The following is a 16,623-nucleotide window of genomic DNA, read 5'->3' as shown; positions in this document are numbered from 1 at the left end:
AGGGAACGTCATGCCCCGGATCTTTCTTGCGGCGATTGTCGTTTTTATGCTGGCAGGCTGCAGCGCGATACCGCCCAAACCCACCCCCGGCGAGACCGACTGGCAGCCACCGCAGCTGCCGCCGGAGCAACCGGTCAGTTACCGGAACGGCAGCCTGTACCAGGCCGGTTTCGCCACGTCGCTGTTCGAGGACCGGATGGCGTACCGGGTCGGGGATATCCTGACCATCCGGCTGGATGAGCAGACCCGTTCAAGTAAAAGTTCCGGGACGGATTTCAGCAAGGACAGCAGCACCTCGATCACCGACCCCACCCTGTTCGGACGCAGCGTGGCGTCCATTTTCGGCAGCGGGTATTCCCTGGACAACTCGCTGGAAGGCAAGCGTTCTTTCGCCGGCAGCGCCGCCAGCGCCCAGCAGAACATGCTCTCTGGCAGCATCACGGTGACCGTGCTGGAAGTACGCCCGAACGGATCGCTGGCTGTCAGCGGCGAGAAGTGGATCCGGTTGAACCAGGGCGATGAATACATCCGGATTTCCGGCATCCTGCGGCCCGAGGATATCAGCCCGGAGAACATCGTCTCATCCCAGCGCCTGGCGAACGCGCGCATCACCTATTCCGGCACCGGCTTCCTGGCGGAAGCGAATTCGCCGGGCTGGCTGACGCGGCTCTTCAACAGTGCCTGGTTCCCGTTCTGAGAGATCTATGAAACGACTATTGACGGCTGCGGTGCTTGGCAGCCTTGTTTTGATGGCGGGCGCTGTGCAGGCGCGGGAGCCGGGGCAGGCGTTCCGGTTGATGGACCTGGTGGATATCCAGGGCGTTCGCCGTAACCAGCTGGTGGGCTATGGCCTGGTAGTGGGCCTGGATGGCAGCGGTGACAAAACCCGCCAGACCAAGTTCACTACCCAGTCACTGACCAATATGCTGCGCCAGCTCGGTGTGCAGCTGCCGGAAGGGATTGATCCCAACCTGAAAAATGTCGCGGCGGTGTCCGTGACAGCGAGCCTGCCGTCGTTTGCACGGGCGGGGCAGCGTATTGATATAACTGTGTCGTCTATTGGTGACGCCGGCAGCCTGAAAGGCGGCACCCTGCTGATGACCCCGCTGAAAGGGGTAGACGGCAATGTCTACGCGCTGGCCCAGGGCAGCGTGGTGGTGTCGGGTGTGAGCGCCGAGGGCAGCAGCGGCAGCAGCATTACCGTGAACGTGCCGACCGTTGGCCGTATTCCCGGCGGCGCCACGGTCGAGCGGGAAGTGCCGGGCAGCTTTGCCGATGGCGGCGATATCGTGATGACCCTGCGCGACCCCGGCTTTTCCACCGCACGGAATATCGCCCAGACCATCGACAACCGCTTTGGCGAAGGGACGGCGCGCGCCCTGGACAGCGCCACCATCAGTGTTCAGGCCCCCCGGGACGCGGATCAGCGTGTCGCCTACATGGCGATGATGGAAACCATGCCCATCGTCACGGAGAAGCCGCCGGCCAGGGTGGTGATCAACAGCCGCACCGGCACGGTGGTGATGAATGAACATGTCGAGGTACTGCCTGCGGCGGTCAGCCACGGCAACCTGGTGGTGAATATTCGTGAGTCGTCCGACGTCAGTCAGCCGGGCGGTATTCTCAGTGGCGGCGAGACCGCCGTGACGCCCAACAGTGATATCACCGTTGAACAGGAAGGCAGCAGCCTGTTTGTCCTGCCCCGGGGCAGTTCCCTGCAATCTGTCGTGGATTCGCTGAACAATGTGGGCGCGACGCCCGCTGACCTGATGGCGGTGTTGCAGGCGCTGAAAGAGGCTGGCGCCCTGAAGGCGGAGCTGATCGTGATATGAGTACCCGGAAAATACGGAGAATATGCACATGATTACCGGTTCGCCTGATCCACGGCTTGTGTCGTCCGGAGTGATGTCCGGCGTCCGGGAACCCTCGGTAAAATCCAACTCTCCATCCCTGGAATCTGTCGCCACCGAATTTGAGGCGCTGTTTCTCCAGCAATTGCTCAAAGGCATGCGCCAGGCGGGGGATGTGCTGGCGGAAGGTAACCCGTTCAACAGCAGAGAACAGTCGTTTATGCGTGACTGGCACGATAGCGAACTGGCCCTGTCGCTGGCAGAAGGCGGCGGTATCGGGCTGGCGGAGCAACTGGTCCTGCAGGTGAAAACCCTGCAGGGTGATCAATCTGACGTACTACCTGACACAAAGGAAATCCGAAGGTGATAAACATCACTGGTGGTAAAGACAGGCTAATGGAACAGCCGTTATATATCGTCTGGAATGACGATCTCAATATCGGCGTCACTATCATTGATGAGCAGCACAGGGGACTGGTCAGTATCATCAATTCCTTTTACTTCCATGTTCAAATGGGCGCTTCCATGGCCTTTGTCCAGTCAACGCTCAAGATGCTTGAAGAGTATGCGAAAGTGCATTTCAGTACGGAAGAAGCCATCATGGCGAGCGTGAATTATCCGGGCCTTGAAGCGCATCGGTTAATCCATGAAAAAATCATGCTGAAAACGCAGCAGTTGTTGTCGACGGTCCGGTCAGACCAGGACATCTATGAAGTCATGCCGTTTCTCAAGAAGTGGTGGATGGAACATATTCTGCAAGAAGACCGACAGTACGCCGCCTTGTTTCGATAGTGTATTGATCGCCTGAAATGATCCCTGTTTTATCAGGTTGCGGGTAACGGGTTTCGGTTATCCGCAATTAATAAATAACGACAGGTGTCGACTCCTGTTCCAGCCCTTTTAGTTCCCGCCAGCTCCGGCCGGCGGCATCATCAGAAAAAGCCAACCATGAGCATGATTAACACGGGCATCTCCGGCATGTTTGCCGCGCAGACCGCCCTGAATGTCGCCAGCAAGAATATCGCCGGTTCCGCCGTGCCCGGTTACACACGACAACAGGTCAATTACGCCACGTCGCCCACCGGCACCGTGTATGTCAGCGATATCCGCCGGGTGACGGACAGCTACCTGGCCGGACAGGTCTGGGATACCGCCACCGCCTACGGTTACCACACCGCCTATTACAGTCATGCCGACCGGCTTGAAACCCTGGTGACCGGCGACGGCAGCAGCCTGTCCCCGGCGCTGGAAGGTTTTTTTGGCGGACTGAACAGCGCCGCCAGCGACCCGTCCTCCGACGCGGCCCGGCAGACGGTGCTGGCCAAGGCCAATGACCTGGCGTCCCGTTTCAACAGTTTGCACGGCGGCCTGCAAAAACAGGCGCAGCTGACCAATGACCAGCTGGAGGTCATGGTGTCAGACGTCAATGGTTTGATGGGGGATATCGCGGCAATTAATGACTCCATCATGGCGTCACAGTCTGGCAGCGGCGTCCCCAACGAACTGCTGGACCAGCGTGACCAGGCGGTGCAGAAACTGTCGGAACTGCTGGATGTCACGGCGGATACCCGTCCCGACGGCACCGTGGATGTTTACCTGCCGTTCGGTGAGCCGCTGGTCATGCGGGGCGAAGCCAATGAGCTGGTGATTCGTAACGGCGATCCGGACAGTGACCAGATGAGCCTGGCGCTGATCACGGATACGGCGGAAAAACCGCTGAAATCCGTTGGCGGCAGTATCCAGGGCGTGCTGGATTTCCGTGAGCAGGTGGTTGAGCCTGCCCTGCGTGAACTGGGCAGGATTGCCATCGTGATGTCGGACGCCATCAATGAACAACTGGGCGAAGGCTATGACCTCGACGGCAACGCCGGTTCGGCGTTATTTTCCGATATCAACAGCACCGAGGCCATGCGCGAGCGGGTTGAGGCGTCCCGCGGCAATACCGGCAGCGGCCTGCTGGAAGTGGAAATCAGCGACAGTGGAAGTCTTACCGGCGGCGACTATTCCCTCGACGTCTATGAAGCAGACGACGGTGAGCTGCGTTACAGCCTGGTCAGCGACGGGAAAGTGGTGTCCGAAGGTGCGGCGTCTGACCTGGAGGCGGGCGTTGCGGTGGACGGCATGACCATCAAGGTGGCCGAAGGCAGCCTGGCGGCAGGCGACAGTTTCGGTGTTGACCCGACCAGCGGTTACAGCAGCGCCATGGACGTGGTCATGACCGACCCTGCCGACCTGGCCTTCTCCGGCAAGCCGGATGAGCCGGGCGACAACAGTAACCTGCTGGACCTGGTCGCGCTGGAAAAAGAACCCCTGGTGGGCGGCACGAATACATTGGGCGACAGCTGGAACCTGCTGGTGACGGACGTGGGCAATACCACGGCGCAGGCGGGCAGCAGTTACAACGCGGCGAAAGTGCTCCACGAGGAAGCGGCCAATGCCCTGGCGAGCGTGGCTGGCGTCAACCTGGATGAAGAGGCGGGCAGCCTGCTGGTTTACCAGCAGGCGTATCAGGCGAACGCCAAAGTGATCGCCACCGCGCAGCAGCTGCTCGATACCATCCTCAACCTTTGATCGCTGACAGGAGTGACACCGTGCGCATCAGCACCATGCAAATGCATGCCACCATGAACAGTTCCATGCAGCAGACGACCGGCAAGGTCAACCAGTCGCTGCTGCAGATGCTCAGTGGCAAGGAAATACTGAAACCGTCTGATGATCCGCTGGCCGCCCTGCAGATCATGGGCATGAATGACGAGCTGGCACAGCTTGAGCAGTACCAGAAAAATATCGCGGCGGCAGAATTGTCGCTGTCAGCGGAAGAAACGGTGCTGAATGATGTCAATGACACGTTGCAGCGCCTGCGTGACCTGACGCTGTCCGCCGGTAACGATGGCATGACCCCGGAAGACCGTGCGGCGATTGCCCAGGAAGTGGATCACCTGACCGAACAACTGGTAGACATGGCGAATACCCGCTCTGCCAGCGGCGAATACCTGTTTGGCGGCACCAGGGGCGATACGGCGCCGGTGGCCAAAGACGACGACGGCAACTGGGTTTACCTCGGGGGTGACAGTAGTCGTGAAATTCCCATCAGCGATAACCGGACCATTGCCCAGGGCGATACGGCGGAAGACATCTTTTTTTCGATCGGTTCTGCGGATGGAAGCGATATTTTTACCAGCCTGGAAAAATTATCTGACGCCCTGAAAACGGGTGATCCCGCCGAACTGGATAACGTACTGGCAACCAGCCTGGATACCATAGACGACGCGATGCAATCCGTCGGTTCTACCTTAACGTCAGTGGGGGCACGCATGAACACGTTGGAGATGGCGCAGAAGGCCAATGAGGAGTCCGTCACCATGACGACCGATATGAAAGGGTCGCTGGAAAACCTGGATTACGCTGAAGCCATCACCCAGCTGACCATGGAATTTACCGCGCTGCAGGCGACGCAGCAGAGTTATGGCAAGGTGAACAAGCTCTCTCTGTTCAATTACATCTGATCGTTCGCGGTTCTTTTTTCCTCCCTGCCACTTTCCGGCCTGGAAAGTGGCAAAAAAAACAAAATAAATATTTAAGTTCCTGAATTAACAGACGACTTCTGTTGCGTACGCCGCCAGTGGCGCTAAAACACAGCAATTATCGGAGTCATGACATGCTGTCCATCAATACCAACTCTACCGCGCTGATCGCTCAGAACAACCTGGGTAACACCCAGAAGGCCATGGAAAACAGCATGCTGAAGCTGTCCACTGGTCTGCGCATTAACAGTGCTGCCGACGATGCGGCGGGTATGCAGATTTCTAATCGTATGGGTACTCAGATCAGCGGTCTGGATGTGGCTATGCGTAATGCTAACGATGCTATCTCTATGGCTCAGACTGCGGAAGGGGCTATGGGGGAAAGTTCCAACATTATGGGCCGTATGCGTGATCTGGCGTTACAGTCTGCTAACGATACCAATACAGAAGCTGATCGTGCTGCAATGCAGGAAGAGATCACTCAGTTGCAGACTGAAATGAACCGTATTGCAGATACCACCACTTTTTCAGGTAGAAAACTCCTGGATGGTTCAGCAGAAAAACTGACTTTCCAGATTGGGTCCAATGCTGATGAAACTATTTCTTTCGGTATTGGCGAAATGGGGGCAGACTCTCTCGCTCAAACCGTATCCAAAAATAATGTTGAAGTTCTTCGTCATGAAACAGACGGGGAAACATCTGGATACGCTTTCAATTATTCTAGTGATGGTACCGATACCGAAATGCTGAACGCTAGCACTATCGAGGGATTGGTTACCCAAATTGAAGACAATATGGCCGAAGATTACGATGTGGAAGTATCTATATCTGTTAAGGCTGACGACAATTCAGATAATCCAGATGCAAAAGTGTTGGACTTCAGCATTGCAGGAAACGATCAAGCATCCATTGATGCTCTGACGAACGCTACAAAGCATTCAATGGGTAATACAGGTACAGTTGTTAAGGCTGAGAACGTAGGAGCCCTTGATCTAACAACTGCCGCAGGTGCTCAGCAAGCCATTAAAACATTGGATAGTGCAATGGCTCACGTAGACTCCGAACGCGCCAACCTCGGTGCCGTCCAAAACCGTCTGGACTCCACCGTCAGCAACCTGTCCAACATCCAGGAAAACATGACCGTTTCCCAGAGCCGTATTCTGGACGTGGATTTCGCCAAGGAAACCACCAGCATGACCAAGAGCCAGATGCTGATGCAGGCCGGTTCTTCCGTACTGGCCCAGGCCAAAGGTCTGCCGCAGTACGCCGTTCAGCTGATGGGCTAATCGCTCGTTAAGCGCATGCGATAAATAACGCCGGTTGCAGCGATGTGCCGGCGTTTTTTTAATCGGCGATTTCACAGGGTGACCCTGTTTACAACGATTGTCTTTCGACTCACCGGGAATCACGGATGGAACGTATATCCGACAGGTCTGTGCCGGTTAACCCGGTTCGGGTCGGGAAAGTTGTCTCGGCGGGTCGCACGATGCCTGTGGGGCAGGATGACCGTCGACAGGCATCACCAGAAACACCGCAGGAAGGGGCGGAAAAAAACTTCCGGAAGCCATTGCTGGCCCATGTCGCACGGATGAATCCGGTGGTTGCCGAACGGGGCTGGCGGTTCAGTCTTCGTCGTTTACCCATCGGCGACCTGGTGGTGGAATGCCTCGATGCGGATGACTTTGTCGTACGTCAATTGTCGCCCCTTACCTTCCTGGGCCTGAATCCCGGTGATCTGGCGGAAGGCGGATTTTTTATCAACGAAGAGTGCTGATGGCACACTAATTGCTATTGGCCGGTCACGATGCGTCCGTCCGGTGGGACGGCAGAACGGAAGGAAGTCACCCTATGGCGATCAGCATGCCCGGCATGGGCTCGGGGCTGGATATCAATTTGATGGTCCAGACCATGGTGCAGTCGGAAATGGCGCCGCGAATAAACCAGCTGCAGAAAAGCGAAACGGCCATCAACAACGAGGTGGCGGCGCTGGAACAGCTGGAAAGCGCCCTCGGAGCGTTTAACAAGACGCTGGAAAAGCTGTCTGACCCCGATGAGTTCGGGTCGCTCAAGGTCAGCATGGATGAGGACGCTGAAAAGCTGTTCGGCGTAACTGTGGATGGAGACGCACGGCCCAACAGTTATCAGGTTGAAGTTAAGCAGCTGGCCGAAAAGCACAAGATTTCAGTGTTTGAAGGCGATTCCGTGGCCGCAGGCACCTACAAGATAGACGTCGGTGGTGAATCCTTCACGCTGGACGTGAAAGAGGGCGAAAACGACCTCGAGTCGGTGATGAACGCCATCAACAAGTCGAAGGATAATCCCGGCGTTACAGCCAGCATCGTCAACGGTGACCAATTGGTGCTGACCAGCAATGAGACGGGTGCTGCCAATACCATCAGCGTTACCAATGAAAGTGGCGGTAACGTGTTGGTGAAAGAACTCCGGGCGGCACAGGATGCCGAGCTGGTTGTGGATGGCATCACGGTCACCAGCGCCAGTAACAAGGTAGAAAACGCCATCAGCGGCGTCACCATCGACCTGAAAAAAGCCGCTGCCGGGGAAACTTTCCGGGTCGACGTGGAATCGGACCTCGACACCATGACCGATTCCGTGAACGAACTGATCGACAGCTACAACACCCTGTTCGGCGCCATTGAAAGCCTGACCCGCACGCCGGAAGGCGGCAGTCGTCCGGCGCTGGCCAGTGATTCCATGACCCAGTCGCTGTTGTCGCAGTTGCGTTCCGCGCTGTCCACGCCGCTGGAAGGTTCCGCCTTCGGCACCCTGGCGGAGATGGGCGTCATCACCACCATGAACGGTGACCTGGAAGTTGACGACGACCAGCTGAAAAAAGCCTTCGAGAGCAACCCGATGGCGGTGGCCGACGCCTTCACCGGGTCGGAAGGGGTGGTCGCCAACCTGCAGGCGGTGGTGGAGCAGTACATCGGCGGCAAGGATGAAAACGACAAAAGTTTCGACGGGCTGATCACCACGCGGGTGGAAAGCCTTGAGGATAACCTCGACGATTTCGGCGTCCAGTGGGAAGAACTCGACAGCCGGGCGGCGGCGCTGACCGAGCGTTATACCGCCCAGTTTGTCGCCATGGACATGGCGATCCAGCAGATGAACGCCACCCTGGGTTCCCTGACGTATATGTAATGCACGACACCCTGTTGGTGTAAGTTCCCGAACTCAAGTGTTCTCGGCCAGCAGTCCGCCGATGGCTGGCTGCTGGCGACCAGGCGATGCCCGCGGGAGAGCATTTTTGTTCAGGCACTTTCGGCGTCCTTCGGGAGGCCGGACAGGCTACGAGATAAACAGCGATTGTCGCCGGAATGCCCGGCGGTGATCCGGTCAAACCGGGCAGTAAAGGCTATGACCTATTCCAACCAGGCGTTGAACGCCTACAAGAGCAACCAGACCGACCAGCGCGCGGCCATGGCCAGCCCCTACCAGATGGTGCGGATGCTGTTTGAATCCCTGCAGGACAACCTCGCCCGGGCGCGGGGCGCCATGGCGCGCAACCAGCCCGCCGAACGGGGCATGGCGATCAGTCGCGCCATTGAGATCCTGGGGTGTCTCCGGTCGTCCCTGGACCAGGAGATCGGTGGGGAGATGGCGGGTAACCTGTCGGAACTTTATCTCTTTTGTTCCCGCACCCTGATGACCGCCAACCGGACCAATGATTTGGAAAAACTCAACGAAGCCGGTTGGGTTGTCAGTGAAATACAACAGGCCTGGGACCAGCTGGGAGAACAGCTTAATGGCTGAGTTAACGCCTTCCGAACAACTGGCTGAATATTGCCAGGCGCTTGAACAGGCCCTTGCCCGGGAAGACTGGGATGAGCTGACCCGTTTAGACAACCAGGTACAGATAACCGTCCACAAGGCAGAAGCCGAAGGCGTTGCTTTGGATGAATCGGTCGTTACACGGCTGAAGACGTTTTATCCGGTCATGATCGAGGCCTGCCGTGAAGAACGTGGCCGGATTGAATCAAAACTGAAACAGCTGCGGGCCAGCAAACCGCCCCTGCAGGCCTACAAGGCTGTGGCCATGAGCACGGTGGGGCGTTCATGATGTTCAACGGCATGGCCCTGCTGAATATGCCTGTTGCCCGGCCCCAGGCGGCACAGGGGCAGGCGGTGCAGCCTTCATCCGGCGAGGCAGGGTTTGACCAGTTGATGGCGCTGCTGGCGTCAGCGCTGGAGCAGGAAGGTGAAACCCCGGAGGTTGTGGCTGACCAGCTGTTGCAGTTTCAGGCGCAGGTAAATTCCGAACCGTTGGACGACAACCAGCGTCAGGCTGTGGCGGCCTGGGTGGAAGGCTTGCTCAGCCAGCAGCCGGTTCAGGGCGATGTGTCGTCTGCCATGGTTGGGCGGCAGGCTGTGCCGGACCGGGTTGACGGGTTACCCGGTCAGCCATCGGCTCAGGGCGATGTGTCGTCTGTCACGGTTCGTCAACAGGCCCGTGAATGGTTGTCGGTTATGCAGGCGCCGGTATCCCGGGAGCCTGTCGCCGCAACCACCACGACAACTGCCGGAGACGCGGCCCGTTCCGCAATGGCGCAGCTGCCGGATGCTGAATCGCTTTATACCGGTGGATTAGTCACAAACGGTCGTGAGGAAGACAGGCCGGTTGAGCATGGCAAGACCCACTCGCAGGATAACGCCCCGGTTTCCCCCGCATTAAAAGTCACTGAACGTGCAGTATTCCAGCTGCAATCCATTCCCGAGAGCGCTGCAAACACGTCACTGGCCGTTAAAACAGAAACCATGCCGATGGCAGACAACCGGCCGGTTATGGCTCAACCGCCCGCAACGGATATGACCCGTGGCGCACCTCTGCGTATGGCGGATGATGAAACCCAGTGGGGGCAGCAACTGAACCAGCGCCTGGTAACCCTGGTAGGCGACAAGGTCAAGGAGGCGCGTATCCGTCTTGATCCACCGGAGCTGGGTCAGCTGGGTGTCAAGGTTGTGGTTGAGGACAATCATCTGAAAATCCGCTTTGCCACGGCTGTGCCGCACGTTCGGGACATGATTGAAGGTCAGGTTGATCGTTTACGGTCGGCTTTTGATGGTGCAGGTTTCGCGCGGGTGGATGTGGATGTCCGGCAGAACAGTGGTGGTCGCGAGGGTGGGCATGAACGCCCGGCCGGCGAGTTGCCGGGGCGTTATGACCGGGTTGCGGACGCAGAACCGGTTGAGCTGCCCGCGATGCCTGTCAACACGGGCGCGCCGACCGCGCTGGATGTGTTTGCCTGATGGTTGATGTCGGCCTGTCCGACCGGTTTGAGAAAGGGAGTGCCTGATGAGCGAGAAAAAGAGTAAGGGAACGCTGAAGTGGTTGATCATACCGGTGCTGGCGTTGATCGGTGGCGGCGGCTGGTTCTATTACCAGGGTGGACTGGACGGGGCAGGGTTCGGCAAGAAAGCGGAACAGACAGCCGCGCAATCTGCAGAGCCACTCTATTTAACCATGGATCCCCTGGTGGTGAACCTTGTGGGCGGGGACAGCTACCGGTTCCTCAAGGCGCAGCCTGTCATCATGACGCACAGTGAACCCCAGCTGGCGCTGTTGCAAAAAACAACGCCGCACCTGCGCAGCGAGATGATCCGGTTGCTGCGCGAGCAGGATCCGGACCAGGTGCTGTCCGTCAATGGCTATGAAACGGTGCGGCTGGAGATGCTGGCGCTGGTGCGGCAGCTGGCCAGCCTCAATAACCGCCGGGTTGCCATCAGTGATCTCTACTTTACCGAATTCGTCGTCCAGTAAGTCCGGGGAATACAGGGGGAAGCATGGTGCAGTCGAGTCTGGCCTGGTATGACCGGGCGGCCCTGGGGGCTTACCGGTCGGTTCAGTCCGCGGACGCCATCGAGCGGCGGGTCATGGATCATGTGGCCATGGTCAAGCGCATCGCCCTGCATCTGCTCGACCGCCTTGGCGGGGACGCCGAGCTGGATGAGCTGATCCAGAACGGCATGGTCGGTTTGCTGGAAGCTGCCCAGCGCTACGACGAAGCGGAAGGGGTGCCGTTTGAGGCATTCGCGCTGCCGCGCATCCGGGGCAGCATGGTGGACCAGCTGCGTCGCAGTGACTGGTGCCCGAGAACCCTGAGACGACAGGGGCAGTCCATCCGCCAGGCGGTCGCCGCCTTTGAGCAGCGGGAAGGCCGCGCGCCGAAAGACCATGAGATTGCCACGGCGCTGGGTCTGACGGCAGACGAGGTCCGCCAGGTGCAGGCGCGTATTGAAACCGCCACCCTGGCCAGTCTTGAGGGACTGGGTGAAATGGGCGTGGAGCCTGTTTCAGCGTCCGACGACATCGTGGCTGAACCTTTATTTGCCCACAGGCGGCAGAAGCAGCTGTCTGCGCTGCTGAAAACATTGCCGGAACGTGAACAGCAGATTCTCTACCTCTACTACCAGGAGGCGATGAACCTGAAGGAAATTGCAGCTGTGCTGGGCCTGACGGAAGCGCGTATCAGCCAGCTGCGCAAAAAAGCACTGGCCACCCTGCGCCAGCCCATGAACGAATGGCAGGACTGACCTCTGCCGTCTATTGAAACGATTAACAGGCAAGTGTTGTAACCCCTATGTTGAAGATTGCTGGACTGGCTGTGCTGATTTTCAGCGTCCTGGGCGGATTCGTGTTCGCCAACGGCAACCTGGCCGCCCTGTGGCAGCCGCCGGAGATACTGATCATCGCCGGCGGCGCGCTGGGCGCCTTTCTGTTGTCCAACCCCATGTCGGTGGTGCGCAGCACCGGCTGGCACCTGCGCAACAGCTTTTCCGGCGCCCATTACCGGCAGATGCATTATCAGCAGTTGCTGACCCTGCTGTACCAGCTGTTTGAACTGCGGCGCCGGACCGGCGTGGCCGCCATGGAACAGCATATCGAGAACCCCGTCGGCAGCGAGTTGTTCCAGGCCTCCGGCGTGCTGGATGATGAGCGACTGACGGCGTTTATCTGCGACAACCTGCGCCTGGTGATCCTGGGCAATATTTCCACCCACGAGCTCGATGGCCTGCTGGACTCCGAACTCTACGCCCTCACCGAGGATATCCGGCGCCCGGCGGACGCCCTGCAGAAAGTGGCCGACGCCCTGCCCGGATTCGGTATTGTCGCCGCCGTGCTGGGTATCGTGATCACCATGCAGTCCATGGGCGGGCCGGTGGAGCAGATGGGCATGAGCATCGCCGCGGCGCTGGTGGGTACTTTCCTCGGCGTGTTGCTGGGCTATGGCCTGGTAGGGCCGCTCAGCTATGCCATTGAACACTCGATCAAGGACCAGATGCTGATGTTCGAATGCGCCAAGGAGTCCATGCTGGCTCACGTCAGTGGTCGTCCTTCCGCCATCGCCGTGGACGCCGGTCGCCGGGTGCTGTTCGGTGAGAACCGGCCGTCGTTCGCCCAGCTGGAAGGCTTCCTGCGGGAAGGGAAGCAATCGTGAGCAGTGAACCGATTATCATCCGCCGTCGCGCCCGGCCGGGACACGGGGGGCATCACGGCGGCAGCTGGAAAGTCGCCCTGGCGGACTTTGCCATGGCCATGATGGCCCTGTTCCTGGTGCTGTGGCTGGTGGAAGTCAGTTCCGAGGAGCAGAAACTGGCGATCGCCGATTATTTCAGCCGTCCCGGGATCTTTGAGAGCAACGGCAGCCGCTACCCCATGGAGTTCCAGGGCTCCGTACCCCGCTCGGGTCCGATTGACAAGCCGGTGGCGGAAGTGGTGGACGTCATTGACGAAACCCCCGCCCGGGCGTCGGCCATGTCGCCGCAGGCGATTCTGTTTACCAAACTTGAGTCTGCGGTCGGGAACGGCGGCGAGCTGTCGGGCTACGCTGGCAACCTGCGAATGAGCCGCGACGGGCAGGGGATTCGCATTGATATCATCGAAGACGGCAGTCGCCCGATGTTCAGCCTGGGTGGCACGACGCTGACCCCCTATTTCGAGGATTTGCTGCTGGCGCTGGCGCCAAGGATCGCGGCGATGAATCTGTCTGTCACCATTACCGGCCACACTGACGCCGTGCCCTTTTCCCGGGGGTCGGGCCGGGATAACTGGACACTGTCTTATGATCGTGCCCGGGAGGCGCTGCTGACCCTGGTTCACGGCGGGCTTTCGGAAACGCAGGTCACGCAGGTGGTGGCGATGGCGGACCGTGATCCCCTGTTGCCTGAGGCACCGCAAAGCCACGTAAACCGGCGGATTGAGCTGCTGCTGGGTAACCGTATCGACAAGAATAGCCTCGGGGGCAAAGAGCAGGCTGCGTTGTCTCAGGCGAGGTCGGAAGCTGCCGCCAACCAGATTTAAGGGGACGTTTACAAAAGCCGCGTATCGCTTCGTCAGGATCACGCGGCATAGTGGCTGGTCACGAACCGGAGGCGTCAGGCCGCTCTGGCCAGACCACGTCCAGATTGGTTTCGAGTGCTAATTGTGCCTGAAATTTTTTTGCTTCCTCTATTAATGCAATTCCGTTATCGCTGAGTTCGTGCAGTGTGCCCAGCAGGATATTCTTTTGCTCCATGGCAGGGATTGCTTCAGCCGCCGGGGAGGACTCTACCTCCCACTTTGCCGCTAATAACAGGTATTCTTTCCTTGTTTCATCCGAACAATATTGGCAAAGAATGCTTTTGGAGATTTGATCCTTCAACGTCTGTGCCTGTTTCTGTTCTTTGATCCGCTGACTTTCCAGTGATTGTTGCCAGTTGGTCTCTGTGGTATCGGTCATGGTTTGGAGAAGCTGGAAGATGCTGGTAGTAGTATTTCTTATCCTGATGAGTTCCGTGGTTGCCTGGCTCAGAGAGGCTATTTCTTTTTTGACTGTAGTTGCAATTTTTTTTAGTTCTGATTTCAGCTCGGGAATGGTCATGGTTGTATTTTCTGTATTATGTAATGTGATTGTTATTGGCTGACTGCAGGACATTTTTAATGTGCCTGCCTTCTGTAGGTGTTGATCAACCAGGTTGTTGAATTTTCGGGTATAAAATTCCTTCATGCTTTCGACGTAGGTGTTTACGGCGTTGTTGTGTCTTTTTAATTTTTCGCCTGTAGTGATTAATGATTTATCCATATCTTCTTTTGTCACTTCCCGTGCGGCATGTACTAGTTCGTCTTGAAATATTGATGGATCAATTCTGTTGAGTTGGTGGCCGGATTTAATGATTACTACTGCGTTGTTACAATATGTTTTTTTTACTTTTGCTTCCTCGCCGGGACGTTGACGTATGAGAAGTGAACTGTCTGGTGTGATAAGTTGATAGCGTTCAGTATCTATGAGCTGCAATCTGTCAGGTTTAGAAAAACTGGGTAATTTATCTAGCATGAAGGCTTCATCTGGATTGCATGGAATGCCCCTCCTGTTCTCATCTGTTCTTTGGTGTTTCAAATGGGTTTTCTGTATTTCTGGATTTGACCAGAGATAAGTAGTCATGCTGCAAGTAATGCATTGTGCGGCATCATTTATTTTATCGCCAATAAATTTAAAACCTTTTTTCGCCATAATCTCAGGTGATATTTCTGGTTTTGTAAAACTTTCGTGAATGGGTTTTCCTGAGTCTTTGTCCAGGAATGAATCTGTCAGCTCTGCCATAAGGTTGGTTCTGTCTGTTTTTTTTATGACCAGTATTTTTTTTTCTGCAAGTTTTTTTGTAAATGGTTTTATGTCGTCCAGTGAATCTTTTTTACTGACTATATGAATAAGGTAATCTTCGCTAATTCGTTTTATACTGTATGCGCCGCTGCAATTATCAACAAGGTAAGTGTTGTTAACATCAATAGGGACGCTGGTGTACATCCTGTTTCTATGGTGGGTTCCCGAGATTGCCGACCCATCCACTAATGTTGGTGTCAGGCAGGAAGGTTGAGGAATATTAAAGCTACTGTTTTCCGGTTTAAATGCTAACATTGGATCAATTCCTATTACGTTTGGTTCATACTCTTTAAGTGTTCAGTGTGTTGGGTGAATTTCATGTTGGTTTTTCACAAGCTTCTAGTCAATCATGGTCAGCCAGTATCCGCATTTGTTTTGTGCCGGTATTGTTGGTCAGGTATTTTTTTACGTTAAAGTATGAAAAACACAAGTGCTTAGACACATTTTGTTGCAATACTTCCATTCAGGCTGGGTACGGGTGTGTTAATTATCGTGCCTGAGGGTAGAATGTAGAGCCTGTGGTGTATTGCTGACAGTCGCTCTGCCGGGATTGTTTTTTTCTTTACTGATTAATGAGAGCTTCAGCCTCCTTTTTCAGTGCAATCAGGTTATTCCTGAGAGCTTCCGTTAATCGCTGTTTATTTTCATCCTCTGCTGCAGTAGCTGCTGATGATGATGTTGAGTTGCTGTCTATCCAGGTTTTCCAAAAAGATTTTTGTATATTTTGGCTTAATGACACTGTTTTTTGATCGGCCATCTGTCGCTGTTCATCAGCTTTTTCTTTTAGATGGTTTACCATGGGGTCTGTACATTTTTTTTGAGATTCATCAATAGTAAGCAGTGACATCGCAAACGGTGGTGAATGTCTGCTGATATGTTCAAGTTCCAGGCATTTTACATGGTTATTACTGAATGTGTTGATGTGATTAAGGGTATCGTTGATAGACTCCTTGAGGGCGAGGAGTTCATTCTTCAGGCTTGAATCAACCGGTTGGTTGTCTGGGAGGGTTTGTTGCACAGTCGTATTGATTTCAGGTGCTGCTATTTTGATGAGCTGATCGATATTGGTCAAGCTTTCGGAAATGTATAGTCTTGCATTGAATGTTGTATTATCCAGCTCTTGTTCATATTGTTTTTTTACTGATTCTTTATATTGTGTAATGGATAAATTTAACGATTGCTCACACGCTTCTCTATGTTTAATGGTAGATTCTAATTCGATTTTCAGGAAGGTTTTCTTGAGTGTCGATATATCAATGGTTTTCACAGGTTGTCTGGATTGAACCAATAGCCGGGCTTTTTCACAGTAGGTTTCTTGTGTTGCTGGATTTGTGGGCCTGCTCATGCAATCAGGTGGGTTGTCGGGTGTTATGATTCGATAGCGGAGTGTATCTATTTTGTTTTCTTTTTCATCAACAAACCAGCACCGCTCTGACACCGCAAACATATTATCACGCATGCAGTAGTTTTCTGTGTGATTCTTTTGTAAGTCTTCAATTGTAGTATCTTCTGTGATTTTCTCCTGATGGCCACATGATCGACAGGAAACTAAGGCAATATTGTAAGTAGTTAAAAAGGAGGATAAAGCAAGTC

At 55.6% G+C, this 16,623-nt stretch carries 18 protein-coding genes; 16 read left to right on the top strand and 2 right to left on the bottom strand.

From position 1 onward, the window contains the following. The first annotated feature begins 10 nt into the window (after nt 1-10). From flgH to AC27K1_RS18385, 16 genes are all read left to right on the top strand, one after another. Nucleotides 11-697 (top strand): flagellar basal body L-ring protein FlgH, encoded by a 687-nt coding sequence (flgH, locus tag AC27K1_RS18460; protein ID WP_487152264.1) that lies wholly within the window; start codon nt 11-13, stop codon nt 695-697. 7 nt (nt 698-704) lie between these two features. Further along, on the top strand, nt 705-1,832 hold the full coding sequence (locus AC27K1_RS18455; RefSeq protein ID WP_487152263.1) for a flagellar basal body P-ring protein FlgI: 1,128 nt from the start codon (nt 705-707) through the stop codon (nt 1,830-1,832). A 28-nt stretch (nt 1,833-1,860) separates the two neighbouring features. Further along, the gene (locus tag AC27K1_RS18450; RefSeq protein WP_487152262.1) at nt 1,861-2,217 is read left to right on the top strand and encodes a rod-binding protein; all 357 of its coding nucleotides are present in this window, start codon (nt 1,861-1,863) and stop codon (nt 2,215-2,217) included. Beyond that, entirely contained in the window at nt 2,214-2,642 is a 429-nt protein-coding gene (locus AC27K1_RS18445) for a bacteriohemerythrin (RefSeq protein WP_487152261.1), read from the top strand. The genes AC27K1_RS18450 and AC27K1_RS18445 overlap by 4 nt, the downstream gene beginning before the upstream one ends. Before the next feature lie 156 nt (nt 2,643-2,798). Further along, nucleotides 2,799-4,421 (top strand): flagellar hook-associated protein FlgK, encoded by a 1,623-nt coding sequence (gene flgK, locus AC27K1_RS18440; protein ID WP_487152260.1) that lies wholly within the window; start codon nt 2,799-2,801, stop codon nt 4,419-4,421. Between the two features lie 20 nt (nt 4,422-4,441). Continuing rightward, on the top strand, nt 4,442-5,356 hold the full coding sequence (gene flgL, locus AC27K1_RS18435) for a flagellar hook-associated protein FlgL (RefSeq protein WP_487152259.1): 915 nt from the start codon (nt 4,442-4,444) through the stop codon (nt 5,354-5,356). Nucleotides 5,357-5,508: 152 nt separating this feature from the next. Beyond that, nucleotides 5,509-6,660: a flagellin gene (locus tag AC27K1_RS18430; protein WP_487152258.1), complete on the top strand. Its 1,152-nt coding sequence runs from the start codon at nt 5,509-5,511 to the stop codon at nt 6,658-6,660. 125 nt (nt 6,661-6,785) lie between these two features. After that, entirely contained in the window at nt 6,786-7,148 is a 363-nt protein-coding gene (locus AC27K1_RS18425) for a hypothetical protein (protein ID WP_487152257.1), read from the top strand. A gap of 74 nt (nt 7,149-7,222) precedes the next feature. Then, nucleotides 7,223-8,533, top strand: coding sequence for a flagellar filament capping protein FliD (fliD, locus tag AC27K1_RS18420; RefSeq protein ID WP_487152256.1), 1,311 nt, complete (start codon nt 7,223-7,225; stop codon nt 8,531-8,533). 216 nt (nt 8,534-8,749) lie between these two features. After that, on the top strand, nt 8,750-9,145 hold the full coding sequence (gene fliS / locus AC27K1_RS18415) for a flagellar export chaperone FliS (RefSeq protein WP_487152255.1): 396 nt from the start codon (nt 8,750-8,752) through the stop codon (nt 9,143-9,145). Next, the gene (locus AC27K1_RS18410; protein ID WP_487152254.1) at nt 9,138-9,452 is read left to right on the top strand and encodes a hypothetical protein; all 315 of its coding nucleotides are present in this window, start codon (nt 9,138-9,140) and stop codon (nt 9,450-9,452) included. Before fliS ends, AC27K1_RS18410 begins: the two co-directional genes overlap by 8 nt. Beyond that, nucleotides 9,449-10,639 (top strand): flagellar hook-length control protein FliK, encoded by a 1,191-nt coding sequence (locus AC27K1_RS18405; RefSeq protein ID WP_487152253.1) that lies wholly within the window; start codon nt 9,449-9,451, stop codon nt 10,637-10,639. Before AC27K1_RS18410 ends, AC27K1_RS18405 begins: the two co-directional genes overlap by 4 nt. 46 nt (nt 10,640-10,685) lie before the next feature. Continuing rightward, nucleotides 10,686-11,150: a flagellar basal body-associated FliL family protein gene (locus AC27K1_RS18400; protein ID WP_487152252.1), complete on the top strand. Its 465-nt coding sequence runs from the start codon at nt 10,686-10,688 to the stop codon at nt 11,148-11,150. A gap of 23 nt (nt 11,151-11,173) precedes the next feature. Continuing rightward, nucleotides 11,174-11,923 (top strand): sigma-70 family RNA polymerase sigma factor, encoded by a 750-nt coding sequence (locus tag AC27K1_RS18395; RefSeq protein WP_487152251.1) that lies wholly within the window; start codon nt 11,174-11,176, stop codon nt 11,921-11,923. Nucleotides 11,924-11,970: 47 nt separating this feature from the next. Next, nucleotides 11,971-12,828 carry a flagellar motor stator protein MotA gene (motA, locus tag AC27K1_RS18390; RefSeq protein WP_487152250.1) on the top strand — a complete coding sequence of 286 codons (858 nt, stop codon included), beginning with the start codon at nt 11,971-11,973 and terminating at the stop codon, nt 12,826-12,828. Further along, a complete protein-coding gene (locus AC27K1_RS18385) occupies nt 12,825-13,691 on the top strand; it encodes a flagellar motor protein MotB (RefSeq protein WP_487152249.1) in 867 nt (288 codons plus the stop codon). The genes motA and AC27K1_RS18385 overlap by 4 nt, the downstream gene beginning before the upstream one ends. A 58-nt stretch (nt 13,692-13,749) precedes the next feature. On the opposite strand, the gene AC27K1_RS18380 is transcribed toward AC27K1_RS18385, so the two are convergent. Beyond that, the gene (locus AC27K1_RS18380) at nt 13,750-15,285 is read right to left on the bottom strand and encodes a hypothetical protein (protein ID WP_487152248.1); all 1,536 of its coding nucleotides are present in this window, start codon (nt 15,283-15,285) and stop codon (nt 13,750-13,752) included. 307 nt (nt 15,286-15,592) lie between these two features. Beyond that, on the bottom strand, nt 15,593-16,623 hold a 1,031-nt coding region (locus AC27K1_RS18375), incomplete at its 5' end, for a hypothetical protein (RefSeq protein WP_487152247.1).

Source organism: Kistimonas ophiarachnellae (assembly GCF_057552235.1).
Note: the sequence above shows the minus strand (reverse complement) of the source record. Positions and strands in the feature narration are given on the sequence as shown.